Below are 23,435 nucleotides of genomic sequence, written 5' to 3' on the forward strand. Positions count from 1 at the left end.
CCTTACATGCGGGTGGGCGGCCGTAGGCTGGGGGTTGTGACGGTACGTGTGCGATTCGCCCCTTCCCCGACCGGTATGTTCCACGTCGGCGGCGCCCGCTCGGCGCTACAGAACTGGATCTACGCCAAGCAGCAGGGCGGGGTGTTCGTGCTGCGTATCGAGGACACCGACGCGGCACGCAACAAGCCGGAGTGGACCGAGGGCATCCTGTCGGCGCTGGACTGGATCGGCATCGAGCGGGGCAGCTACGAGGGCCCCTACTTCCAGTCCTCGTACGCCGACGAGCACCGGGCCGCCGCGCGACGGCTGTACGACTCGGGCCGGGCGTACTACTGCGACTGCACCCGGGAGGCGGTGCAGGCCCGCACCGGCAACCAGTACACCGGTTACGACGGGTACTGCCGTGACCGGGGGCTACCGGCCGGCGAGGGGCGCGCGCTGCGCTTCCGTACCCCTGACGAGGGCTCGACGGTGGTCGTCGACCTGATCCGGGGCGAGCCGACCTTCGAGAACAGGCTCATCGAGGACTTCGTGATCGCCCGGGGCGACGGGTCGCCGGTCTTCCTGCTCGCCAACGTCGTGGACGACATGACGATGGGGATCACCCACGTGATCCGGGCCGAGGAGCACCTGCCGAACACCCCGAAGCAGCAGTTGCTCTGGGACGCGCTCGGGGTGAAGCCGCCGGTCTGGGCGCACGTGCCGGTGGTGGTCAACGAGAAGCGGCAGAAGCTCTCCAAGCGCCGCGACAAGGTCGCCCTGGAGGCGTACCGGGACGAGGGCTACCTGGCTGACGCGATGCGCAACTACCTGATGCTGCTCGGCTGGGCCCCCTCCGGCGACCGGGAGATCGTGCCCTGGCCGGTGATCGAGGACGAGTTCCGGCTGGCGGAGGTCAACCCGTCGCCGGCCTTCTTCGACGAGAAGAAGCTGCGGGCGTTCAACGGCGAGTACATCCGGGCGTTGCCGGTCGAGGAGTTCGTCGAGGTCTGCCGGCCGTGGCTGACCGGCACCGGCACCATCGCGCCGCCGCCCTGGCAGCCGGAGGAGTTCGACCCGGCGGCGTTCGCCGCGGTGGCGCCGCTGGCCCAGACCCGCATCGCGGTGCTCAGCGAGATCGTGCCGAACGTCGACTTCCTCTTCGTCGCCTCGCCGCTGATCGACGAGGCGGCCTGGGCCAAGGCGATGAAGGAGGGCTCGGCGGAGCTGCTGGACGACGCCATCGCCGCCTTCGAGGCGGTGCCGTCGTGGGACGCGGAGACGTTGAAGGCCACCCTGGAGACGGTCGGCGCGGCGCGCGGCCTCAAGCTCGGCAAGGCCCAGGCGCCGGTACGGGTCGCGGTCACCGGCCGTACCGTCGGGTTGCCGCTGTTCGAGTCGCTGGAGGTGCTCGGCCCCGAGCGCACCCTGACCCGCCTGCGCGCCGCCCGCCTCCGCCTCACCTGAACCGGATGGTGCCGCCGGCAGTCACCCAGCGGCACCAGGGCAGTCGGTCGGTGGCGGCCGACCGTCACCCGCAGGAGCGGCAGATCGTGGAGCAGGTCGCGGCGGGCAGGACAAACAAGTCGCTGCCGCCGCCAGCTGCATCGACACGCTTTGCGACACGCCGGGCATGGCTGCCCGGACCCCCGCGACGCACGGTATCCTGCCCCCCAACACTGCCTCCGCAAAGGTAAGATCCGCCCGCTGGTCCACGGCTGATCACTTGTCGAGTCGCGATCGCAGATAGTTCCAATTAGTGTTCCACCAGCTGCAACCGATCGACGTTCCGCGGAGTCTTTGAGGTGGGAACCCGTCCTGTGGGCACGGTCTCCGCCGTCAACCTTCAAGGCGTGACCCGTGCAGCACAGCCACCCATCGAACGGGGCGAGGAGGCGGCATGGTCCGACGGATGAGGCGACTGGCCGCGGTGGCGGTGGGCGGGCTCGCGGCGCTGCTGTTGCCGTTCACCTTCGCCGAGCCGGCGAAGGCCGCGCCGAAGGCCCCGCCAGCCGGGGTGGACATCACCGGGCACGGGTTGGCCGAGCCGTTGAAGCTGCGCGCCGACTCCCACCCCGCGCACGTCGTCGCCGTGATCGAGCAGGTCAACTTCCGTGGTCTGGTCCGCCAGTCGACCAAGCCGAAGACGGCCGACCTCGGTCCGAAGTACACGGTCGTGGTGCTGGCCGGCGACGTTCCAAAGCAGACGTACGACCTCTACCCGAAGGCGGTGGGCGGGCCGCGGGTCTTCCGGCCGGCCAAGCAGCCGGACGCCCGCAAGACGACCGCGGCGTGGTTCCTCGGTCGGGTCAGCATGTCCGAGACGCTGCGCACCGCCGGCGTGCCGCTGGAGCGGACGCACGAGACGGTCAGCGGCGGAGTCGGCGGGGGCGAACGAATCATCCCGGAGGACTCGCTCAACCCCGCCCAGGACATCAACGAGGCCTTCGTCGAGCTGCGGCGTCTGCTCCTGCTAAACGTCGCGGTGGTGCTGGTGATCACCATCGGGCTCGCCGGGATCGCGCTGCTGATCCGCCGCCGGACCCGCTAGGGCGCGCTCGGGCCACCCGCGCCCCGGTCGCGGCGACGGCTCCGGGTCGCAACCCGGCAGCCCCGCGCGACGCGGTCGACGGCCACCCCTCCGGGTCACGTCGGCGCTGGCCGGCCTGGCTGCCCGGTCAGCACCAGCGACGTGGGGGCGCTCCCGCCGGACGTTGCGGTGTGCCGGGCGGACCGGGCCGTGCCGGTGCGCGCCGGCCCAGCCGGGCCGGTCGCTGCGGCAACCGGTGTCGGCCGGCTCCGGCGCATCCGGCGGCGGCGGTTCGGCGGCCCGCTGGCGGGGCACCGACGGCTCGCTGGCCAGCTGGCGGGGCAACAGGGGCTCGGCACTGCGGGGCCGGGCGGGCGAGGGTCCTCCTCCGGGCGCTCCGGTGACCACCCGGCGGGCGGCTCGACCGGGTGCGTCAGGCCGGCGGGCCGGCGGTGGTGCTGGGCGACGGCCGGCTGCTCGTGCGGGCCCGGCCGGCTGGGCTCCCCCTGGGCGCAGCCGTGCTCGGCCTCCCCGTGCGCCATCGGCCTCTCCTCACGCTCTCGCCCTCACTCGCCGGTGCCCACCCGGACGTGCACCGTCACCGTACTGGCCGGCCCCGACGTGCCGTGCAGCGCGTACCCGGTGAAGGCCCCGCGGCCCGGTCGGCGACCCCGGGACGCCTGCCGTGGAGGTCCAGTTCAGGGCATGTCAGGCTAGGCGGGTGAGCGAGTCGGGCGGGACGGAGCTGTCGGCCACCCTGCGCCGGATCGAGCGCGCCGCCGGGGCCCTCGCCACGGCCAGCGTGGCCCGGATGGACGAGACCCTGCCCTGGTTCCGGGAGCTGCCCGCCGACCAGCGGTCGTGGGTGATGCTGGTGGCCCAGGCCGGTGCCCGCTCCCTGGTCCAGTGGTTGCGCGCCGGCGGCGGGGCCGCCGAGGGCACCCAGGAGGTCTCCGACGAGGTGTTCGCCACGGCGCCGCAGGCGCTGGCCCGCTCGATCAGCCTCCAGCAGACGGTCGCACTGATCAAGGTCACCATCGACGTGGTCGAGGAGCAGGTCGGCCAGCTCGCCGCGCCCGGCGAGGAGCCGCAACTGCGGGAGGCGGTGCTGCGATTCTCCCGGGAGATCGCCTTCGCCGCCGCCCGGGTCTACGCCCGGGCCGCCGAGTCGCGCGGCTCCTGGGACGCCCGCCTACAGGCCCTGCTGGTGGACGCGCTGTTGCGCGGCGACTCCCCGGACGTGCTGGCCAGCCGTGCCGCCGCGCTCGGCTGGACGGACGCGCCGCCGGTCTCCGTGGCGGTCGGCCGCTCGCCCGGCGGGGAGGTCGCCGCCGTGCTACACACCGTCTACCGCCAGGCCCGGCGGATCGGGGTCGAGGTGATCGGCGGCGTGCACGGCGACCGGCTGGTGATCGTGCTCGGTGGGGCCGCCGACCCGGTCGCGGCCACCGGGAACCTGCTGACCGCCTTCGGTGAGGGGCCGGTGGTGGTCGGCCCGGCGGTGCCGAGCCTGGACGAGGCGACCGAGTCGGCCCGGGCGGCGCTGGCCGGCTACCGGGCGGCACCGGCCTGGCCGGCCGCGCCCCGGCCGGTCCACGCCGGTGACCTGCTGCCGGAGCGGGCCCTGGCCGGCGACGCCGAGGCCCGCCGGAGGCTGCGGCACGACGTGTACGCGACGCTGGTCCGCGCCGGCGGTGAGCTGCTGGAGACGCTGGACGCCTTCTTCGCCGCGGGCGGCACGCTGGAGAGCGCCGCGCGGGCGCTGTACGTGCATCCGAACACCGTGCGCTACCGGTTGCGGCGGATCTCCGAGGTCACCGGTTTCAGCCCGCTGACGCCCCGGGACGCCTTCGCCCTGCGGATCGCGTTGACCGTGGGCCGGCTGGATCCGGTCGCGCCGACCCAGACATTGACCCCACCCGACGGTAAAAGATCACAGACTGGCGATGATCAACGCCAATCTTTGTAGGATCTCACCAAAGGTCCTAGTGCGGTTTGGTGCCAGTCCGCACAGCGCAACCCAAGGGTATCCGGGAGAGTCATAGACGTGCTCGCCGTACTTTGCCCCGGCCAGGGTTCCCAGAAACCCGGCTTCCTGACGCCCTGGCTCGACCTGTCCGGCGCCGAGGACCGGTTGCGCTCGTGGTCCTCGCTGGCCAACGTCGACCTGGTGCACCTGGGCACCGCCGCCGACGCCGACGAGATCCGGGACACCGCCCGCACCCAGCCGCTGCTGGTCGCGGCGGCGCTGCTCGCCGCCGAGCACCTGCCGATGCACGACGTGTCGCTGACCGCCGGGCACAGCGTCGGCGAACTCGGCGCGGCGGCGCTGGCCGGTGTGCTGCCGGCCGAGGCGGCGATCACCCTTGCCGGGGTACGCGGCCGGGAGATGGCCGCCGCCTGCGCGCTGGAGCCGACCAGCATGGCCGCGGTGCTCGGTGGCGACCCGGACGAGGTGATCGCCGCGATCACCGGGCACGGGCTGCACGCCGCCAACCGCAACGGCAGCGGTCAGATCGTCGCCGCCGGCGCGGTCGCCGCGCTGGAGAAGCTGGCCGCCGAGCCACCGGCCCGGGCCCGGGTCGTCCGGCTCCAGGTGGCCGGCGCCTTCCACACCCCGTACATGGCCCCGGCGGAGGCGGCGCTGGGCACGGTCGCGGCCGGGATCGTCCCGAGCGACCCGGCCCGGATCCTGCTCTCCAACCGTGACGGCACCGCGGTCGACCACGGCCGGGAGATGCTCCAGCGGCTGGTCCGCCAGGTCACCGCCCCGGTCCGCTGGGACCTCTGCATGGCCACCCTCGCCGACCTCGGCGTGACCGGCGTGATCGAGCTGCCCCCCGCCGGCACCCTCGCCGGGCTGGTCAAGCGCGAGCTCAAGGGCGCTGGCGCTCCGGAGATCGTCACCCTGAACACCCCGGACGACCTGCCCGCCGCGCGCGACCTGATCGCCCGGCACCGCAGGGCGCCCACCGAGCAGACCATCGAAGACGGCCCGGACGAGTCCCGTGACGGGACCGACCGCAGGGAGGACGTGTCGTGACCGGCAGCAGGATTCTTTCCCTGGGGCACTACCAGCCCTCGCGGGTGGTGACCAACGACGAGATCGCCCAGCTGGTGGAGACCAACGACGAGTGGATCCGCGACCGGGTCGGCATCGTCTCGCGGCGGATCGCCGGCGAGGAGACGGTCGCCGACATGGCCGCCGCCGCCGCCGACAAGGCGCTGGCCAACTCCGGCCTGACCGCCGCCGACATCGACCTGGTCGTGGTCGCCACCTGCACCTCGGTCGACCGGAGCCCGAACGTGGCCTGCCGGGTCGCCGCCAAGCTGGGCATCAACGCGCCCGGGGCGTACGACCTGAACACCGCCTGCTCCGGTTTCGCGTACGCGCTCGGCACGGTGGACCACGCCATCCGGGCCGGCGCCACCCGCAACGCGATCGTGATCGGGGCGGAGAAGCTCTCCGACTTCACCGACTGGACCGACCGCTCCACCTGCATCATCTTCGCCGACGGCGCGGGCGCCGCCGTGGTCACCGCCGCCGCCGAGGACGAGCCGGCCGGCGTGGGCCCGGTGGTCTGGGGTTCGGTGCCCGAGCGCGGCGACGCGGTACGCATCGAGGGCTGGCGGCCGTACGTCGCCCAGGAGGGCCAGACGGTGTTCCGCTGGGCCACCACGGCGCTGGCGCCGCTGGCCCTACAGGCGTGCGAGCGGGCCGGGGTGGACCCCTCCGAGCTGGCCGCGTTCGTGCCGCACCAGGCCAACGCCCGGATCATCGACGGGATCGCCAAGCGGCTGAACATCCCGCAGGCGATCATCGCCAAGGACATCGTCGAGTCCGGCAACACCTCTGCGGCCAGCATCCCGCTGGCCCTGTCCAAGCTGGTCGAGCGTCGCGAGGTGCCCTCGGGCGCGCCGGTGCTGCTGTTCGGCTTCGGCGGCGGCCTGACCTACGCCGGTCAGGTCGTCCGCTGCCCCTGATACCCCCTCGGCGCGTCGGCGTCGAGGAGCGACGGGCGGCGTCGCCGCCGTCGAGAGAACCCGATGAGAGGAACCCACCGCAATGACCCGTGACGAGATCACCGCCGGCCTCGCCGAGATCCTCGAAGAGGTTGCCGGGGTGAACCCGGACGACGTGGCCGAGGCGAAGTCCTTCACCGACGACCTGGACGTCGACTCGCTCTCCATGGTGGAGGTCGTGGTGGCGGCCGAGGAGAAGTTCGGCGTCAAGATCCCGGACAACGAGGTACAGAACCTCAAGACGGTCGGGGACGCGGTCAGCTACATCGAGGCGCAGTCCTGATCATGAGTCGCTCCGACGTCGTCGTCACCGGGCTCGGCGCGACCACCCCGCTGGGCGGGGACGTCGCGTCGACCTGGGACGCCATGCTCAACGGCCGCTCCGGGGTGAGTGCGCTCACCCAGGAGTGGGCCGGGCAGCTGCCGGTCCGGATCGCCGCCCAGCTCGCGGTCGACCCGGCCACCCTGCTGGACCGCGTGAAGCTGCGCCGGCTGGACCGTTCCGAGGCGATCGCGCTGATCGCCGCCCACCAGGCCTGGGCGGACTCCGGCCTGGCCGACTCCGGGCTGGATCCGGAACGGCTGGGGGTCAGCGTCGGCTCCGGCATCGGCGGTGCGGTGACCCTGCTCGCCCAGGACGACATCCTGGAGGCATCCGGCCCCCGGCGGGTGTCCCCGCACACCGTGCCCATGCTGATGCCGAACGGCCCGGCCGCCTGGGTGGGGCTGGAACTCGGCGCGCAGGCGGGCGTGCACTCGGTGGCCAGCGCCTGTGCCACCGGCGCGGAGGCGATCGCGCTGGGCCTGGACATGATCCGGGCCGGCCGTGCCGACGTGGTGGTGGCCGGCGGCACCGAGGCGGTGATCCACCCGCTGCCGATCGCCGGCTTCGCCTCGATGCGGGCCATGTCGACCCGCAACGACGAGCCGGAGCGGGCCTCCCGGCCGTGGGACAAGGGCCGGGACGGGTTCGTCCTCGGCGAGGGCTCCGGCATCGTGGTGCTGGAGCGGGCCGAGCACGCCGCCGCCCGGGGTGCCCGGGTGTACGCGCGGCTGGCCGGGGCCGGCATCACCTCCGACGGCTTCGACATCGTCCAGCCGCACCCGGAGGGGGCCGGCGCGATCCGGGCCATCGCCAAGGCGATCGCCGACGCGGGCGTGGCAAGGGCCGACATCGTCCACGTCAACGCGCACGCCACGTCGACCCCGGTGGGCGACTTGGCCGAGATCAAGGCGCTGCACCAGGCACTGGGTGACCACCCGGTGCTGACCGCCACCAAGTCGATGTCCGGGCACCTGCTCGGCGCGGCCGGCGCGCTGGAGTCGATCGCGACGATCCTGGCCATCCGCGACAGCGTGGTGCCGCCGACGATCAACCTGGAGGACCCGGACGACGGCCTCGACCTTGACGTGGTCGCCAACAAGCCGCGCCAGCTGGACATCCCCGCCGCGCTGAACAACTCGTTCGGCTTCGGCGGCCACAACGTGGCGCTCGTCTTCACCCGCGCCTGAGCCGAGCGACAGAGCGGGCAGACTCCCCCGGCCCCCGCCGACGCCACCCTGCGTCGGCGGGGGCCGCCGCACTGGTGTGCCGAGGCGGGGGTCAGCCGTCGCAGGTGGTGGCGGGCAGCCCGGACACCGTGACCGGGGAGCGGCCGGTCGGGCGGGCCTTGCCGGCCAGCACGCCGGCGAGCGCGGCCATCGCGGTCCGGCTCGACGAGTAGGTGGCCAGCAGGGTCGGCGACGTCGCCCGGGCCAGCACGTACGGGGTGTCCATGGCGACCGTGACGGCGGCGTCGGCCCGCAGGTCGGCGGCGGCGTCGCCGTACCCGACCAGGTGCACGACCGTGCCGCCGCTGGGCACCACCTTCACCCCGGCCGCGGTCAACGCCTCGGTCAACGCGGCCCGGGTGTGTGCCCGGCCGCCGGAGGAGGTGACCGTGACCGGGCCCGGCACCCCGCTGGTGTCGCACTTGCCGCGCAGCACGGTGACCGCGGCGGCGGCCAGGGCGCGCGCCGCCTCGCGGTGCGCTGTGGAGTTCAGCGTGGACAGCTTCGGCGCCTCCCCGCCGGCCAGGGTGAACTTCATGGTCAGCACCCGGGTGGCCGCCTCCACCAGCCGGGCCCGGGGCAACGAGCCGTCGCGCAGGGCGGCCAGCAGTCCGTCGTACGCCTGACCGACGTTCGGCGGCATGAGGATCAGGTCGTTACCGGCCTTCAGGGCGCGTACCGCGGCCTCCCCCGGTGACCAGCGGCGGGCCGGCGGCATGTTCATCCCGTCGGTGATCACCACGCCCTGGAAGCCGAGCTCTCCCCGCAGCACCTCGGTGAGCAGCTTGTACGAGAAGGTGGCGGGCACGTCGGGGTCGACCGAGCGCACGTCGAGGTGGGCCGACATCACGGCGAGCGCGCCGGCCTCGATGCCGGCGGTGAACGGCGGCCAGGCCTCGGCGGCCAACTGCTTGCGGGACTGGCTCAGCACGGGCAGGTCCTGGTGCGAGTCGTCGGCGCTGTGCCCGTGCCCCGGGAAGTGCTTGACCGTGGCCGCCACACCGGCCGCCTGCAATCCGCGTACCGCGCCGCCGACCTGCTCGGCGGCGCGCTGCGGGTCCGCGCCGAACGACCGGGATCCGATCACCGCGCTGCGGGTGACCAGCACGTCGGCGACCGGCGCGAAGTCGACGTTGATCCCCATCGCGGCCAGTTCGCTGCCGGCGGCCCGCCAGGCGGCCTCGGTCAGGGCGGGTTCACCGGCGGCTCCGGCGGCGAGCGCGCTGGGCAGCATGGTCACCCCGTCGGTGATCCGGGTGACCACCCCGTACTCCTGGTCGGTGCCGATCAGGAGGGGCGCCGCGCCGGCGGGCAGCCGCCCGGCGGCCTCGCGTAGCCCGGTGGTCAGCGCCCGGACCTGCTTCGGGTTGTCGACGTTGGTGGTCGCCTGGTTTTTCTGGGTGGGGTCGTCCGCGCTGAAGCCCACCAGGATCAACCCGCCGAGCCGGTACTTCTCGATCATCTCGGCCGGGGTGTCCACGCCGGCCAGGGCCTGGTTGCCGGCCGCCGAGCCGGCCGAGACCCGGGTCGCCTGGTCGCCGTACGCGTACGGCATCAGCACCTGGCCGACCAGGTCCTCGTCGGCGAGGTCGGCGATCAGCGCGGCGGCCCGGGTGGCGGGGTCGTCCGGCGGGGCGCTCGACGGCGGGGCCGGTTCTGTGGCCGGGGCGGACGACGGAGCCGATCCCGGTCGCTGGCCGGCTCCGGAACACCCGGAGGCGAGCAGCGCGATCACGACGACAGCGGCGGCGACACGCCGAGGGGTAGTCGACACGCGGACCATCCCACCAGGTCACCGCGTATCGGGGCAACTCGGCCCTGGCGGGGACCGTCACCCTGGGTCGCTCATCCGACCCGGGTGAGCAGGGTCACCGGTGCGCCGTCCCCGGCGTAGCGGTACGGCTCCAGCTCGGCGTCCCACGCGCTGCCGAGCGCCTTGTCGAGGGCGTGCGCGAGGGCCTCCGGCGCGCGGGCGGCGGCCATGATGCTGCGCAACCGGTCCTCGCCGAGCTGGATGTCCCCGGCGGCGCCGACGGTGGCCCGGAACAGCCCACGGCCCGGGACGTACATGAAGCGTTCGCCGTCGGCCCCCGGACTGGGTTCCTCGGTCACCTCGAAACGGATCATGGGCCACTGCCGGAGGGCAGCGGCCAGTTCGGCGCCCGTCCCCGGGCGACCGGACCACCCGCACTCGGCCCGGCGGGAGCCGGGATCGACGGGCTGGGTCGTCCACTGCAGGTTGACCGGCGCGGCTAGGACGCGCGCGATCGCCCACTCGACGTGTGAGCACACGGCGAGCGGGGTCGAGTGGACGTATACGACGCCACGCGTTGGCACGGTGACCTCCCGGAGAGCGAGGTGCGTCTTCCCCTACGACCTCACCCGGACCCGGGCTGTTGCTGGAACACATGATGACTCGTGTGACGGATGGTACGCCAGGGAATCACCAAATCCGCCGCCCGGAATACCCGGACAGGTGACCGCCGTTCCACCACGTGACGCCGCGATGACCAGCCGGGATCGTGGGTCGTGTACAGTTCCATTGGCGGCCTGTGCCGCGTACGTCTTTCGCGGGGTCACCCCTCCGGTGCCACCCGCACAGCCCCCGGACATTCCGTCCTCCGTACGTCTTGCAAGGAGTACCTCCGTGGCGAGCAACACCTCTAAGACCGCGCGCGCGTCAGTCCGGGCCGGCCAGGCTGGCCAGGGTGGCGCCCTCAGCGTGCTGGGCGAGTTCAAGTACCTCATCCCGCTCAACGGCGGCAAGCACGCCTACGTGCGGAACCTGACCAACGGCAAGACCGCGCACCTGCGTACCGACTCCGAGGCCTTCGTCGAGGAGATCCGGGTGCTGGCCGCCGCCGGTCACGCCGCCAAGATCCGGGCGGAGATCAACAGCCTCAACGCCATCCACCCGGGCGACGGCTGGGACGCCACCGAGAAGCGCCTCGTCGAGGCCGGCGTCTTCGAGGGCTGACCCCCTCCCCACGCATCACCCGAACGCCCGTCGGCTCCAGCCGGCGGGCGTTCGCCCGTCTCCGCAGGTCAGGGCGGATCGAGGAGGGCCACGTCGCCGGTGGAGAGGGTGTAGAGAGCGCCGGCCACGGCGACTCGGGCGGCGGCGATCGGGGTGGCGAGGAACGGGTCGGCGCGCAGGGCGGCGACCGTACGGCGGACGTGCCGACGGACCGCCAGCGGCTGCACCTGCGGGTCGTCCACCCCCACCTCGGTCACCGCCGGCGCGATCCGGTCGACCAGGTGGGCCAGGGCGCCGGCCGGCCGCCGGCCGGTGCGCAGCGCGCCGACCGTGGCGTCCACCGCGCCGCAGCGCTCGTGCCCCAGCACCATCACCAGCGGTACGCCCAACTCGTGGACCACGAACTCGATCGAGCCGAGCACCGCCCGGTCGAGCACGTGACCCCCGGTGCGGATGACGCAGATCGAACCGAAGGTCTGGTCGAAGATCGCCTCCAGCGGCACCCGCGAGTCGATGCAGCCCAGCACGACGGCGTACGGCTGCTGGTCGCCGGAGGCGCTCGCGGCCGCCGCGGTCACGTCGTGCCCGTGCACCGGTTGGCCGCTGACGAAGCGCCGGTTGCCGGCGAGCAGCTCGGCCAGGGCCGCGCGGGGCGTCCCCCCGCGTGCCCGGTTGCCCGGCACGGAGCCCGGGGGCACCGCCCGCGACACTGCCATGTCACCCAGCTTGACCGGAGGGTCGCGGATGCGCAGCCGGGTTCCGGGATCTTCTCACCGCCCCGGTTCGCGTGGTGTCATGACGGGTAGCCGGTGTTACCACCGGGTATCCCCGGCGTTACGGATCCGCGCGGCCCTGGGGAGGTGGCGTGCCCGTCGAGGTACGACTGCACGACGACGTACGCCTGCACGTAGAGGCCACCGGGCCGGCGGACGCCGAGGTCACCGCGGTGCTGCTGCACGGCTGGACGCTGGACGGGCGCAGCTGGCACCGGCAGCTGACCGCCCTGCGGGCGGCGTTCGGGTCGGTCCGGGTGGTCAGCTACGACGCGCGTGGACACGGCCGCTCCAGCTGCATGACGCTGCCCACGGCCACCCTGGCCCAGCTCGGCGACGACCTGGCGGCGGTGCTGGACGCGGTGGTGCCGGCCGGCCGGGTGGTGCTGGTCGGTCACTCGATGGGCGGCATGACGATCATGGAGTACGCGCACCGCCATCCCGGGCACTTCGCCCGACGGGTGGCCGGGCTGGTCTTCGTCTCCACCACCGCAGAGGGGCACACGCACACCGTCTACGGGCTGTCGCCCCGGATCGCCCGGATCATCCGGTTGGCCGAGACCACCGGCGCCGGGATGCTGGCCCGCTGCGGCGCCTGGCGACCGCCCCGGGCGCTGCTGCGCGCGTTGCGGCCCAGTCTCCGCTGGATGCTCTTCGGCGATCGCTGCGACCCGACCGACATCCGCCTGGTGACCTCGGCGGTGGCCCACGCCTCGCTGCGTTCGATCGGCGGCTTCCGGGCCTCGATCGGCACCCAGCACCGGCTGGAGACGCTCGCCGCGCTGGCCCACCTGCCGGCGGCGGCCCTGGTCGGCGACCGGGACCGGCTCACCCCGCCGCCGTGCGCGGAGTCGATCGCCGCCGCGCTGCCCGCCACCGAGCTGACCGTCTGCGCCGGGGCGGGCCACATGCTGATGATGGAACGCCCCGAGGAGGTCAACACCGCCCTCTCCGGCGTGCTGCGCCAGGTCCTCGATGCCGCTCCCGCCCGACCCGTCGCCGGCACCCACACCGCCGCCCGGCGGGCACACGGTTAAGAAGGGGCCGCTGCTATACCGCAGGCGTTAACAAGGTGCCCTTCCTTGCACCGGGGGCGCGGGGCGTAATCTCTTGCGGTTGGCCGGGCGGTGGGACGAGGAGAAACGAGCGGTGGATCAGAGCACCCTGGATCAGGAGATCGCCGTCGAGCAACGGCATCTCGACCGGGTGTACGCACGCCTCGCCGAGCTGCGCCGCGCCGCGGTCCGCGCGGAACGGGACGGCTACCGGCTGGCCCGGGTCGGCACCTTCGGCGCGCTGGTCGAGCGGGACGCGATGGTCTTCCACGCCGCGCAGCGCCGGCACCTGCTCGACGCCGAGTACGAGGGGCTGGTCTTCGGCCGGCTCGACCTGCACGACGGGCAGGTGCTGCACGTCGGGCGGCTCGGCATTCGCGACGAGGACGCCAGCACCCTGGTGGTGGACTGGCGGGCCCCGGCCGCCGCCGCGTTCTACCGGGCCACCCCGGCCGAGCCGCTCGGCGTGGTGCGACGCCGGACGATCCAGTCCAGCCGGGAGCGGATCACCCGGATCGAGGACGACCTGCTCGATCCGGAGGCCGCGCCGCCGGACATGCCGGTGGTGGGCGACGGGGCGCTGCTGGCCAGCCTGTCCCGGGCCACCGGCCGGGGCATGCGCGACATCGTGGCGACCATCCAGCGCGAACAGGACGACGCGATCCGCTCCCCCGGTTCCGGGGTCACCATCGTCTCCGGCGGTCCGGGCACCGGCAAGACGGCGGTGGCGCTGCACCGCGCCGCGTACCTGCTCTACGCCGACCGCAGCCGGTACGCCGGGGGCGGCATCCTGGTGCTCGGCCCGTCCTCGGTCTTCGTCGAGTACATCGCCTCGGTGCTGCCGTCGCTGGGCGAGAACACCGCCACCCTGCACTCGCTGGGCACCCTCTTTCCCGGGGTGGTCGCCCGCCGCACCGACCCGCCCGAGGTCGCGGCGGTGAAGGGCTCGCTGCGGATGCGCCGGGTGCTGGAGCGGGCAGCCCGGGACGCGGTGCCCGACACCCCGGCCGAGCTGCGCCTGCTCTACCGGGGGCAGTTGCTGCGGCTGGACCGGGCCGAGCTGGACGCGATCCGGGACCGTGCGCTACCCCGGGGCGCCCGGCGCAACGAGGTACGCCGGGCCGGTTTCGACGGCGTGCTCGCCGCGCTCTGGTCGCAGGCCCGCCGGCTGGGCATCCCCGGCCTGCCCGAGCAGCGTGCCTTCGAGGACGAGCTGATCGAGCGCACCGACTTCCGGGACTTCCTCAAGGCCTGGTGGCCACGGCTGCATCCGCGGCACGTGCTGGGCTGGCTGGCCGATCCCGAGCGGCTGCGCCGGTACGCGGGCGGCCTGCTCTCCGGCGCCGAGATCCGCCGGCTGGGCCGGGCCTACCAGGGGCTGGCCGTGGACGGGCCGACCGTCGCCGACGTCGCGCTGCTCGACGAGCTGGACACGCTGCTCGGCAAGCCCGTGCGGCCGGCCCGCCCCCGGCGGGACCCGTTCCAGCTGGCCGGCGGGGTCCGCGAGCTGAGCACCTTCGCCGACCGGCAGCGAGCCGCCCGGCAGGCGGCCCGCGAACGCCCCGAGGACTACCGGGACTACGCCCATGTGGTGGTCGACGAGTCGCAGGACGTCTCGCCGATGCAGTGGCGGATGATCGGCCGGCGCGGGCGGCTGGCCTCCTGGACGGTGGTGGGCGACCCGGCGCAGACCGCCTGGACGGGCGATCCGCAGGAGCTGTCCCGGGCCCGGGACCAGGCGCTGGGCCGACGACGGCGGCACCGCTTCACGCTCACCACCAACTACCGCAACTCGGCGGAGATCTTCGCGGTGGCGGCGGCCGAGATCCGCCGGGCGTACCCGGACCTCGCGCTGCCGACCGCGGTCCGCTCCACCGGCGTCGACCCGATCGAGCTGGTGGTGCCGGCGGCGGAGCTGGAGACCAGCGTGGTGACGGCCGCGAGCGCCCTGATCGGCGAGGTCGAGGGCACGGTCGGCGTGATCACTCCGGTGCCGCGTCGGGGCGAGGTCGCCGCCTGGCTCGGCGGGCTCGGCGAGGATCGGCTCCAGGTGGTGACCAGCCTGGAGGCCAAGGGCATGGAGTACGACGGGGTGGTGCTGGTCGCCCCGAGCGAGATCCGCGCGGAGCCCGGCTCCGGCGTACGCACGCTCTACGTCGCCCTGTCCCGGGCCACCCAACGGCTCACCACGATCGACCCGACCGGCTGACCCGAACGGGCCGGGACCACCGGTTGCATACATAGCGATGTTGGCATAGATCTGCCTCCGGCCCGGCGGACGACGCAAGGTGTCTGCGTGGGCGCGGGTCATGACCACCACCACGCCGCGGTGTCGACCGCCGCGCACCGCCACTCCGGCCGGCTGTGGGCGGCGTTCGCCCTGCTCAGCACCCTGATGTTGGTCGAGGCGGGCACCGCCCTACGGACCGGCTCGCTGGCCCTGCTCTCCGACGCCGGACACATGTTCACCGACGTGCTCGGCATCGGGATGGCCCTGGCCGCCGTGGCCGCCACCCGCCGGGCCGGCACCGACCCGCAGCGCACCTTCGGGCTCTACCGCCTGGAGGTGCTCGCCGCGCTGGCCAACGCCGTGCTGCTCTCCGGCGTGGCGGTCTACGTGCTGGTCGAGGCGGTACGCCGGTTCGGCGACCCGCCCGAGGTGCTCGCCGGGCCGGTGCTGGTGGTGGCGGCGCTCGGGCTGCTCGCCAACGTGGTCGCCTTCGCGCTGCTGCGGCCCGGAGCGCAGGTGAGCCTCAACCTGCGCGGGGCGTACCTGGAGGTGCTGGCGGATCTGCTCGGCTCACTGGGCGTGATCGGGGCGGCGCTGCTGATCACGGTGACCGACTGGTGGTGGGCGGATCCGCTGGTCGCGGTCGCCATCGGCACGTTCATCCTGCCCCGCACCTGGCGTCTCGGCCGGGCGGCGGTACGGATCCTGGTGCAGGCCGCCCCGGAGCACCTCCAGGTCACCGCGGTGCACGACCGGCTGGCCGCGGTGCCCGGCGTGGCCGGCGTCCACGACCTGCACGTCTGGACGCTCACCTCCGGCATGGAGGTGGCCTCGGCCCACCTGACCATGGCGCCCGGCGCCGAGGTCGGCGCCGTGCTGGCGGCGGCCCGGACGGCGCTGCACGAGGACTTCCACATCGAGCACGCCACGTTGCAGATCGAGCCGGGAGCGAACCCGGGGGCCTGCGGAGCGGTCGAGTGGTAGTGAAACAATTACCATGAGTCACAATGGCTGCACCGGCCCCACCTGCACCGGTAGGCTCGGACCCGGCCTCCGCCAGGCGGCACCCACCGGTGCCGGCGGCGGCCGCCGCCTAATCGCCCGCCCGGGCGAACCGGGGAACCAACGTTCCTGGGGTGCATCCGCATACGCGGTAGGGATCTTCCGTCCCGAACCCGTCAGCTAACCCGGTCGGCGGCTGACGGAAGGACATGTGCATGCCAGCAGTGGCAACCGTGACACCGGCCGCCCGGACGGCGGCCCTGATCTCCGCGGCGCTCGCCCTCGCTCTGGGCGTCGCACTCGCCCCGTTCACCCCCGCCGCCGCGGCGCCGTCGGGGCTGCGCGCGGCGGCCCCCGCCGACGTGGGCGACGAGGGCGGCACCCCGGCGCTGCGCGCCCAGTTGGAGGCGGCCAGCAAGGGCTTCCTCGACGCCAAGTCCGCGCTCGACCGCTCGGTCAAGCGCCAGGGAGAGTTGGCCGACCAGCTCAAGACGACCGAGAGCCAGCTCACCGAACGCAGCGCCAAGGTCGCCCAGATCGCCGCGCAGGCGTACCGCAGCGGGCGGCTCGGTGCCGCGTCGGCGCTGCTCAACAGCGGTTCCCCGGCGGGCTTCATGGACCGGGCGGCGGCCTTGGACGCGGTGGCCGCCAACGAGGAACGGGCACTGCGCGAACTCCAGGCCACCCGGGACGAGATCAGCCGGACGAAGAAGGCTCTGGACGGCGAGGTCCAGGAGCAACGCAAGCAGGTGGCCGTGATGGCCAAGCGCAAGGAGCAGGCCGAGCGGGCGTTGACCGTGGCCGTCGAACGGGAGGAGGCGGCGGAACGGGCGCAGGCGGCGGAACGGGCCAACCGTGCTCCGGCGCGTTCCAGCGGGTCCAGCCCGACGGCCAAGCCCGCGCCCCGGAACTCGGACGGCTCCTGGCCGGCGGAGTCGTGCAGCGTCAACGACCCCACCCCGGCCAACGGCTGCATCACCCCGCGCACGCTGCACGCGCTGAACCAGGCCAAGGCGGCCGGCTTCACCCGGTACGTCTCCTGCTACCGCTCCGGCGGCTCCGGTGAGCACCCGAAGGGTCGGGCCTGCGACTTCGCGGCGCAGAAGAACGGCTTCGGGGGGGTCGCCACGGGCGGCGACCGGACGTACGGCAACAACCTGGCGGCGTACTTCGTGGACAACGCCGACCGGCTCGCCGTGCTCTACGTGATCTGGTACAAGCAGATCTGGCTGCCGAGCAGCGGGTGGCGGGCGTACAACAGCGGGCGGGGCGACCCGTCCAGCGACCACACCAACCACGTCCACCTGTCGGTGTACTGATCCCCGGCCGACGCCGGGTGGGTCGCCTTACCGAGCGGCCCACCCGGCGTCGTGCGTATGCGCTCAGGCGCCGGGCAGCACCTCGGGGGTCGCGGCGGCACCGGCGTAGTAGGGCTCCGGCGCGCCGAAGAGGCCGAGCAGGCCGGTCACCCAGAGCTGCCGGTGCACGAACCGGCTCGGCTGCGTGACGACCAGTCTCACGCCGCTGACCTCGGCGGTCTGGAAGCCGGCGACCATCGCGCTGATGCCCACCGAGTCGATGAAGGTGACCAGCCGCATGTTGAGCTCGATCCGGGCCGGACGCCCCTTGGCCAGCACCTCGGCAATGGCCTCTTTCACCTCGTACGCCGTGTCGACGTCGATCTCGCCCCTCGGGGCGATCTCGATGACACCACCGGGCCGAACCGTCTGCAGGATCGACAGGCTCACGCGAGCACCTCCACTCGCCCGTCCGACGGGCGCCTCATCAGTACGCGGGCCGCGACCGAGAGTATTCCTCCGACGGCCTCGGTCGCCACCCCTCGGGATGAGCAATTCGCGGACAGGGGCACGCCAAGTCGCCCACATCCGAACTTTTCATGCCCTACCACTCGACGTTAGCTCAATGCCTACGCCGACGAACCAGAGTAGCGGGCCGGTGCCAACCCGTCGGATATCCGGCGCACCGGCGTGCCTGCCGGAAACCCCGCCCGACCTGTGCACTCGGTTGTCCCGCGTTGACCCGGTGTGCCTAGCATCACGGATGACGGTACGACGAGAGGACGAGGTCATGCTCCGCAGACTTGCCACGCTGGCCGGCGCCGGCGCCCTGCTCGCTCTCGTGCTGGCCTGCGGGTTCGGCGGCGGGGACGATGACGACGACGATGACGACGACTTCGCCCGGGCGGTCGCGATCGTGTCCCACTGACCGGGACAGCCGGACTCGGCGTGGCCTGAACCGCCCGCCCGCGCCGGCACGCCGGCCCGCCGCCGGGGTTTGCGGCGGCATCCGGCGGGGCACAGCTCCGATGGCGAACGCCGCACGCCGGGCCACCCGCCGAGGTCTGATGTGGGCACCGGCCTCGGCACTGTCGAGGAGGGAACCACCATGTTCGGAACCAACCTGCTGGAACGCCGCAGCAAGCCGGAGCGGATCGCGGAGCACGCGTGGCAGCACCTCGTCTCGGCGGTCAACACCGCGGGCGACAGCATCCGCGACACCGCCCGGTCGGCCCGCCACACCTCCAGCGGTCTCGCCGACGGGGCCGGTGACCTGGTGGGCTCGGCCGCCGAGGAGGCCCGGCACCGGGCCACCCGGGCCTTCGACGCGCTCGCCGGACGGCGTCCCGCGCTGCCCTGGACGTTGCTGGTCGGCGCGGCCCTGGTCGGTGCCGCGATCGGCTGGGCCGCCGGCACCGCCGCGCGGGCCGCCGGCAGCCAGGACCGGGCCGTCGACGACATCGAGTTCATCGACGTGGAACGCCCGGACTCCCCCGCCGAGACCGACCGTTGACCACTTCCTGACCCTGTTCCCAGGCGACGGGCCCGTCCGACCGGTACCGGTCGGACGGGCCCGCTCTGCTGGCCGCGCTGTGGACGGTCAGCGGGTGGCGCAGGTGATGGTGGTGGGTGGATTGTTGGTGCTGGTGGCGCTGGCGAGGAAGCCGGCGGTACCGGTGGCGCCGGGGGCGAGCGCGCCGTTGTAGCCGGCGTCCCGCACCGAGACGGCCGCGCCGGTCTGGGTGTGGGTGCCGCCCCAGATCTGGGTGATCTGCTGGCCGTTGGCGAACGTCCAGCCGACCGTCCAACCGTTGATCGACGCGGTGCCCGAGTTGCGGGCCACCACCTCGGCCTGGAAGCCACCCGGCCAGGAACCGACGATCCGGTATGTGGCCGTGCACCCGCCGGTGGACGGCGGCGGACTGGTCGGGGGCGGGCTGGTGGGCGTCGGGGACGGGCTGGTCGGGGAGGGCGTCGGGCTGGTCGGGCTCGGCGAGGGACTGGTGGGCGTCGGGGTCGGTGTGCCGCCGACCCGGTCCGCCACCAGGATGCCGCGCCCGTTGGTGCCCAGATACACCCGGCCGTAGACCCGGGGGTCGCCGGTGAGCGCGTCACCCGCGTTGCCGTACTGGTGCTGGTCGTCGTTGATGCGTACCCAGGTCGCGCCGACGTCGTCCGACCGGTACACGCCGGGCTGGCCGCCGACCGTGCCGAACAGGTACAGCGCCGGGTAGGTCTGCCCGGGAGCCGCCCGACCGAAGCCGATGTTGCCGGACGTGCCGACGTTGGTCGACCTGGTGAAGGTGGCTCCGGAGTCGGTGGAGCGCCAGAGTCCGCCCTGACCGGCCAGCCACAGCTCCCCCTCCCGGCCCGGCAGCGCCTTGAACCGCACGTTGCCGGTGGCCGGCAGCCCGGTCGCGGCCGACGCGGTGAAGCTGGCCCCGCCGTTCGTGCTCACGTAGAACCGGCCGCCGCTGAAGCCGTAGAACTTGTTCGGGTTGACCCGGTCGGACTCGACCGTCGCGTTGGCCGGGATGCCGGTCGCGGCGGTCCACGAGTTGCCGAAGCCGACGGAGTAGACGACCTGCTGGCCGGCGTCGCCCGGGGCCCAGACGAAACGACTGCCGTTGGCCGCCGCGGCGACGGTGCCGCCGTTGTTGATCCCGCCCGGCTCGGTGCCCTGGAACCAGTTCGCCCCGCCGTCGGTGGAGAACGCGACGTGGCTGTCGTTCGGCCGGTCGGCGTCGGTGAAGTTGCCGGCCCGGACCATCACCGACGGGTTGGTCTCGGCAAAGTCCAGGCTGGTCGTGCTGGTGAAGACCGGCTGGGTGAACATCGCCGGCGGTACGGCGTCGAGGTTGGCGTGCCGGAAGCCGCCGATGTCACCGAGGGCGCTGACCAGCGGCGCGCCGGACGGCGGGCTGACCAGGTCGAGCACCGCGGTCTCCTCCAGCCCCTTGACCATGGGCCGGATGGTGACCGTGCCGCCGGTGTCCCAGCGGGTCAGGTCGGTGCTGCCGTAGATGGTCGCGCCGGTGCCGTACATGAAGCGGTTGGAGTCGTGCGGGTCGATCTCGACCGACTCGTTCATCCAGCCCAGCTTTGGCGTCTCCTCCGGAGGTTGGGGGTTGGCGCCGAAGTTCAGCCACGGCACCGGGCTGATGTCCATCGTGTACTTTTTCACCCGCTGCGGATAGCTGCCCCAGTCCCAGATCCGGCTCCAGGTCGCGCCACCGTCGGTGCTGCGCCAGAAGATGGCGTCCGGCCACCAGGAGATCTGGGTGGCCACCATCAGGGTGTTCGGCCGCTGCCGGTCGATGGTCAGGCCGCTGTAGCCGAAGTACGCGTCGGAGCTGCTCGACGGGACCGGGCTGATCTGCGTCCAGGCGCCGGTGGACCGGGTGAACTTCCACACGTCACCCTTGCCGCCGTCGTACGGGCCGCCGGTGTCGCTGGTGGCGATGTAGAGGTGGCCGCCGACGTGGTCCACCACGCCCTTGTGCGCCAGGTAGCCGGTGGGCTGCCCGGGGATCCGCTCCCAGTTGCTGCCGCCGTTGGTGCTGCGGTAGACCGGGTTGGCCTTGTCCGCCACTCCGACGTAGATGGTCTGCGTGGTGTTGCCCGCCGTACCGGTGGACTTGTCGAAGCTGACCCAGGTCAGGCCCTGGTTCTGGCTCTGGTAGCCGCTGCTGTCGTTCGGGTCGGCGCGGTAGTTGCCGACGTTGGGGAAGTTGGCGACCTTCGCCCAGGTGACGCCGTAGTCGGTGCTGCGCCACAGGCCGTTGCCGCCCTCCGCGCCGTAGTAGACGATGCTGTTGCGGTTCGGGTCGACGGCCAGCCGCTCCCCCATGCCCCGGCCGGGCATGTTGCCGCCGTTCTTGAACGGCAGCTGGAACGCCTGCCAGGTGTTGCCCTTGTCGGTGGAGCGCAGGATCGCGCCGTTGTTCGGGTCCCAGTCGTTGGTGTACATGCCGACGGCCGCGTACACCCGGTTGGTCTGCACGGGGTCGGTGGCGAGGCTGACCACGCCGTTCCACCCCCACCGGTCCTCGCCGACCCAGTCCAGCAGCGGGATCCAGGACTGGCCCGACTGGTCCCACCGGTACGCCCCGCCGATGTCGGTCCGGGCGTAGATCAGATTTCTCTCGGTGGGGTTGAAGACGATGCCGGGGACGAAGCCACCGCCGTCGATCCGGACGTTCTTCCAGTTGTACGCCTCGGCGGCGACCAGCGCGGTCGACGCCGAGGAGGCCGTGAGCGGCACCGCCACCACGGCCGCGGCGGCGGCCAGCGCGGACACCACCGCACCGACGAAACTTCTCCGCATCTGCGGTTCCTCTCGGGGAGACACGCCCGTGCCCCACCCGGGGCGGGCGACGTACGCGGAACACCCGTCGGAGCTGCCCTGGCTCCGGCTACCGGCGCGACGGCTCCCGCACCCGAGGAATGCGCTTACCCTAGCCCTTCCGGAAGAGGATTGGAAGCGCTCCCACGGCTCGCCGATCACTCGCCCGGTCCGGGTGAGGCCGGATCACCCGATCGGTCACCAGGCTCGGTCCCGGCGGACCTCCAGCCCGCTCCGGCGGACCGTGAGCCCGGTCCGCAGCGCATCCGAGAGGAGAGCATCCGATGGCCAGCATCTCCACGATCAACCGCACCGACCAGGACATCCAGACCGCGGTGCTCGACGAACTCGACTGGGAGCCCCGGGTGCAACCGCACGAGATCGGAGTGACCGTCAGCGAGGGCGTGGTGACCCTGACCGGGCGGGTGGACGGCTACGCCAAGAAATGGGCGGCGGAGCGGGCGGCCCACCGGGTCACCCAGGTCCGGGCGGTCGCCAACGACATCGCCGTACGGCTGGCCACCGGCGCCGAGCGCACCGACCCGGAGATCGCCGCGGCGGTCGAACACGCCCTCCAGTGGCGGGCGTTCGTGCCGGTCGAACAGCTCGACGTGACCGTCTCGCAGGGCTGGGTCACCCTGCACGGCGAGGTCGAGTGGGAATACCAGCGCCGCGCCGCCGTGCAGGCGATCGGCGGGCTGACCGGCGTACGCGGGGTCAGCAACGGGATCACCGTCCGGCCACCGGTCCGCCCGGACGGCGCGGCCCTGGCCCGGCGGATCGTCGACGCGCTGGCCCGCAACCGGGCCACCGACGCCGAACAGGTCACGGTACGCGTACACGGTGACACGGTGCTGCTGGGCGGGCTGGTGCACTCGATGCCCGAACGGGCCGACGTGGAGCGGGTCGTCTGGTCCGCGCCGGGCATCCGGGAGGTGCAGAACCACATCGCGGTGGCCCCGGTGCTGCGCTGACCACCCCGGTCGGGTGAGCCGCCCTCACCCGACCGGGTGCGAGGCTGGCAATCATGACCGATCAGCTGACCACACCGTTGCAGGTCACGACACGGCTCCGCACTCCGGTCACCGAAGACGACCACGTCCGGGGCCCGGTCGACGCGCCGGTGACGATCGTGGAGTACGGCGACTTCCAGTGCCCCTTCTGCGGCCTCGCGCACGCCAACTTGCGGGAGGTGCTGCGGCAGCGGGCCGAGACGGTACGCCTGGTCTACCGCCATTTCCCGATCGCCAACCTCCACCCGTACGCGGAACGCGCCGCCGAGGCGGCGGAGGCCGCCGGACGGCGGGGCCGATACTGGGAGATGCACGACTGGCTCTTCGAGCACCAGGACCAGCTGGACCCGGTGCACCTGACGCTCGGCGTGGAACAGCTCGGCCTCCCCGTCGAGGAGGTGGACGCGGAGATCGGCCAGCACGTCAACGCCGACCGCATCCGACACGACTTCGTCGGCGGCATCCGCAGCGGCGTGAACGCCACCCCCACCCTCTTCGTCAACGGCACCCGCCACGACGGCGACTTCGACCTGCCCACCCTCCTCGCCACCATCGACACCGCCGCCACCCCTTGACCCCCGGATGGTTGATCGAAAAGTTCGCGTCCGGCTCCGGACTGATCCGGACGCAATCTTCGCGATCGACAGGGTGGGGGTGGG

At 73.1% G+C, this 23,435-nt stretch carries 21 protein-coding genes and 1 riboswitch; of the genes, 16 read left to right on the top strand and 5 right to left on the bottom strand.

The features are described from left to right. The first annotated feature begins 75 nt into the window (after nucleotides 1–75). From gltX to fabF, 7 genes are all read left to right on the top strand, one after another. The gene (gltX, locus tag ACQPYA_RS24035) at nucleotides 76–1,446 is read left to right on the top strand and encodes a glutamate--tRNA ligase (protein ID WP_433533592.1); all 1,371 of its coding nucleotides are present in this window, start codon (nucleotides 76–78) and stop codon (nucleotides 1,444–1,446) included. Between the two features lie 433 nt (nucleotides 1,447–1,879). Beyond that, nucleotides 1,880–2,530 (top strand): hypothetical protein, encoded by a 651-nt coding sequence (locus ACQPYA_RS24040; protein WP_433529351.1) that lies wholly within the window; start codon nucleotides 1,880–1,882, stop codon nucleotides 2,528–2,530. 664 nt (nucleotides 2,531–3,194) lie between these two features. Continuing rightward, nucleotides 3,195–4,478 (top strand): PucR family transcriptional regulator, encoded by a 1,284-nt coding sequence (locus ACQPYA_RS24045; RefSeq protein ID WP_433529352.1) that lies wholly within the window; start codon nucleotides 3,195–3,197, stop codon nucleotides 4,476–4,478. 78 nt (nucleotides 4,479–4,556) lie between these two features. Continuing rightward, nucleotides 4,557–5,552 carry an ACP S-malonyltransferase gene (locus ACQPYA_RS24050; RefSeq protein WP_433529353.1) on the top strand — a complete coding sequence of 332 codons (996 nt, stop codon included), beginning with the start codon at nucleotides 4,557–4,559 and terminating at the stop codon, nucleotides 5,550–5,552. Beyond that, nucleotides 5,549–6,493 (top strand): beta-ketoacyl-ACP synthase III, encoded by a 945-nt coding sequence (locus ACQPYA_RS24055; protein ID WP_433529354.1) that lies wholly within the window; start codon nucleotides 5,549–5,551, stop codon nucleotides 6,491–6,493. Before ACQPYA_RS24050 ends, ACQPYA_RS24055 begins: the two co-directional genes overlap by 4 nt. A gap of 82 nt (nucleotides 6,494–6,575) precedes the next feature. Further along, on the top strand, nucleotides 6,576–6,815 hold the full coding sequence (locus ACQPYA_RS24060) for an acyl carrier protein (protein WP_433529355.1): 240 nt from the start codon (nucleotides 6,576–6,578) through the stop codon (nucleotides 6,813–6,815). Nucleotides 6,816–6,817: 2 nt separating this feature from the next. After that, nucleotides 6,818–8,044, top strand: coding sequence for a beta-ketoacyl-ACP synthase II (fabF, locus tag ACQPYA_RS24065; RefSeq protein ID WP_433529356.1), 1,227 nt, complete (start codon nucleotides 6,818–6,820; stop codon nucleotides 8,042–8,044). 91 nt (nucleotides 8,045–8,135) lie between these two features. Here the strand turns inward: fabF and ACQPYA_RS24070 are convergent, their stop codons facing one another. Both ACQPYA_RS24070 and ACQPYA_RS24075 read right to left on the bottom strand, forming a co-directional pair. After that, on the bottom strand, nucleotides 8,136–9,866 hold the full coding sequence (locus ACQPYA_RS24070) for a glycoside hydrolase family 3 protein (protein WP_433529357.1): 1,731 nt from the start codon (nucleotides 9,864–9,866) through the stop codon (nucleotides 8,136–8,138). A 62-nt stretch (nucleotides 9,867–9,928) separates the two neighbouring features. Continuing rightward, nucleotides 9,929–10,420: a DUF3145 domain-containing protein gene (locus ACQPYA_RS24075; RefSeq protein WP_433529358.1), complete on the bottom strand. Its 492-nt coding sequence runs from the start codon at nucleotides 10,418–10,420 to the stop codon at nucleotides 9,929–9,931. Between the two features lie 310 nt (nucleotides 10,421–10,730). On the opposite strand from ACQPYA_RS24075, the gene ACQPYA_RS24080 reads away from it, so the two are divergent. Next, on the top strand, nucleotides 10,731–11,060 hold the full coding sequence (locus tag ACQPYA_RS24080) for a hypothetical protein (protein ID WP_433529359.1): 330 nt from the start codon (nucleotides 10,731–10,733) through the stop codon (nucleotides 11,058–11,060). 68 nt (nucleotides 11,061–11,128) lie between these two features. Here the strand turns inward: ACQPYA_RS24080 and ACQPYA_RS24085 are convergent, their stop codons facing one another. Then, complete coding sequence (locus ACQPYA_RS24085) at nucleotides 11,129–11,776, bottom strand: carbonic anhydrase (protein ID WP_433529360.1); 648 nt, start codon at nucleotides 11,774–11,776, stop codon at nucleotides 11,129–11,131. A 149-nt stretch (nucleotides 11,777–11,925) separates the two neighbouring features. Between ACQPYA_RS24085 and ACQPYA_RS24090 the strand changes: the two genes are divergently transcribed. From ACQPYA_RS24090 to ACQPYA_RS24105, 4 genes are all read left to right on the top strand, one after another. Next, complete coding sequence (locus ACQPYA_RS24090; RefSeq protein ID WP_433529361.1) at nucleotides 11,926–12,870, top strand: alpha/beta fold hydrolase; 945 nt, start codon at nucleotides 11,926–11,928, stop codon at nucleotides 12,868–12,870. 112 nt (nucleotides 12,871–12,982) lie between these two features. Next, entirely contained in the window at nucleotides 12,983–15,097 is a 2,115-nt protein-coding gene (locus tag ACQPYA_RS24095) for a HelD family protein (RefSeq protein WP_433529362.1), read from the top strand. A gap of 87 nt (nucleotides 15,098–15,184) precedes the next feature. Then, nucleotides 15,185–16,102, top strand: coding sequence for a cation diffusion facilitator family transporter (locus tag ACQPYA_RS24100; protein ID WP_433529363.1), 918 nt, complete (start codon nucleotides 15,185–15,187; stop codon nucleotides 16,100–16,102). Nucleotides 16,103–16,198: 96 nt separating this feature from the next. Further along, nucleotides 16,199–16,331, top strand: a riboswitch (cyclic di-AMP (ydaO/yuaA leader). A 4-nt stretch (nucleotides 16,332–16,335) separates the two neighbouring features. Next, nucleotides 16,336–17,439, top strand: a complete 1,104-nt coding sequence (locus ACQPYA_RS24105; RefSeq protein WP_433529364.1) for a coiled-coil domain-containing protein — start codon at nucleotides 16,336–16,338, stop codon at nucleotides 17,437–17,439. Nucleotides 17,440–17,502: 63 nt separating this feature from the next. On the opposite strand, the gene ACQPYA_RS24110 is transcribed toward ACQPYA_RS24105, so the two are convergent. Beyond that, nucleotides 17,503–17,868 (bottom strand): STAS domain-containing protein, encoded by a 366-nt coding sequence (locus ACQPYA_RS24110; RefSeq protein WP_433529365.1) that lies wholly within the window; start codon nucleotides 17,866–17,868, stop codon nucleotides 17,503–17,505. A gap of 313 nt (nucleotides 17,869–18,181) precedes the next feature. Here ACQPYA_RS24110 and ACQPYA_RS24115 point away from each other — a divergent pair, with 313 nt between their 5' ends. Beyond that, a complete protein-coding gene (locus tag ACQPYA_RS24115) occupies nucleotides 18,182–18,346 on the top strand; it encodes a hypothetical protein (protein WP_433529366.1) in 165 nt (54 codons plus the stop codon). A 180-nt stretch (nucleotides 18,347–18,526) separates the two neighbouring features. Continuing rightward, nucleotides 18,527–18,931 (top strand): hypothetical protein, encoded by a 405-nt coding sequence (locus tag ACQPYA_RS24120; protein WP_433529367.1) that lies wholly within the window; start codon nucleotides 18,527–18,529, stop codon nucleotides 18,929–18,931. Nucleotides 18,932–19,018: 87 nt separating this feature from the next. Here ACQPYA_RS24120 and ACQPYA_RS24125 read toward each other — a convergent pair whose 3' ends face one another. After that, nucleotides 19,019–21,745 (bottom strand): cellulose binding domain-containing protein, encoded by a 2,727-nt coding sequence (locus tag ACQPYA_RS24125; protein WP_433529368.1) that lies wholly within the window; start codon nucleotides 21,743–21,745, stop codon nucleotides 19,019–19,021. 302 nt (nucleotides 21,746–22,047) lie between these two features. On the opposite strand from ACQPYA_RS24125, the gene ACQPYA_RS24130 reads away from it, so the two are divergent. Together ACQPYA_RS24130 and ACQPYA_RS24135 are read left to right on the top strand one after the other, a co-directional pair. Further along, nucleotides 22,048–22,737, top strand: a complete 690-nt coding sequence (locus ACQPYA_RS24130; RefSeq protein ID WP_433529369.1) for a BON domain-containing protein — start codon at nucleotides 22,048–22,050, stop codon at nucleotides 22,735–22,737. Nucleotides 22,738–22,802: 65 nt separating this feature from the next. Then, complete coding sequence (locus ACQPYA_RS24135; protein WP_433533593.1) at nucleotides 22,803–23,351, top strand: DsbA family protein; 549 nt, start codon at nucleotides 22,803–22,805, stop codon at nucleotides 23,349–23,351. The last annotated feature ends 84 nt before the right edge of the window (nucleotides 23,352–23,435 follow it).

Origin of the sequence: Micromonospora sp. CA-263727 (assembly GCF_050942455.1) — a bacterium.
In the GTDB taxonomy this organism is placed as follows: Bacteria; Actinomycetota; Actinomycetes; order Mycobacteriales; family Micromonosporaceae; genus Micromonospora.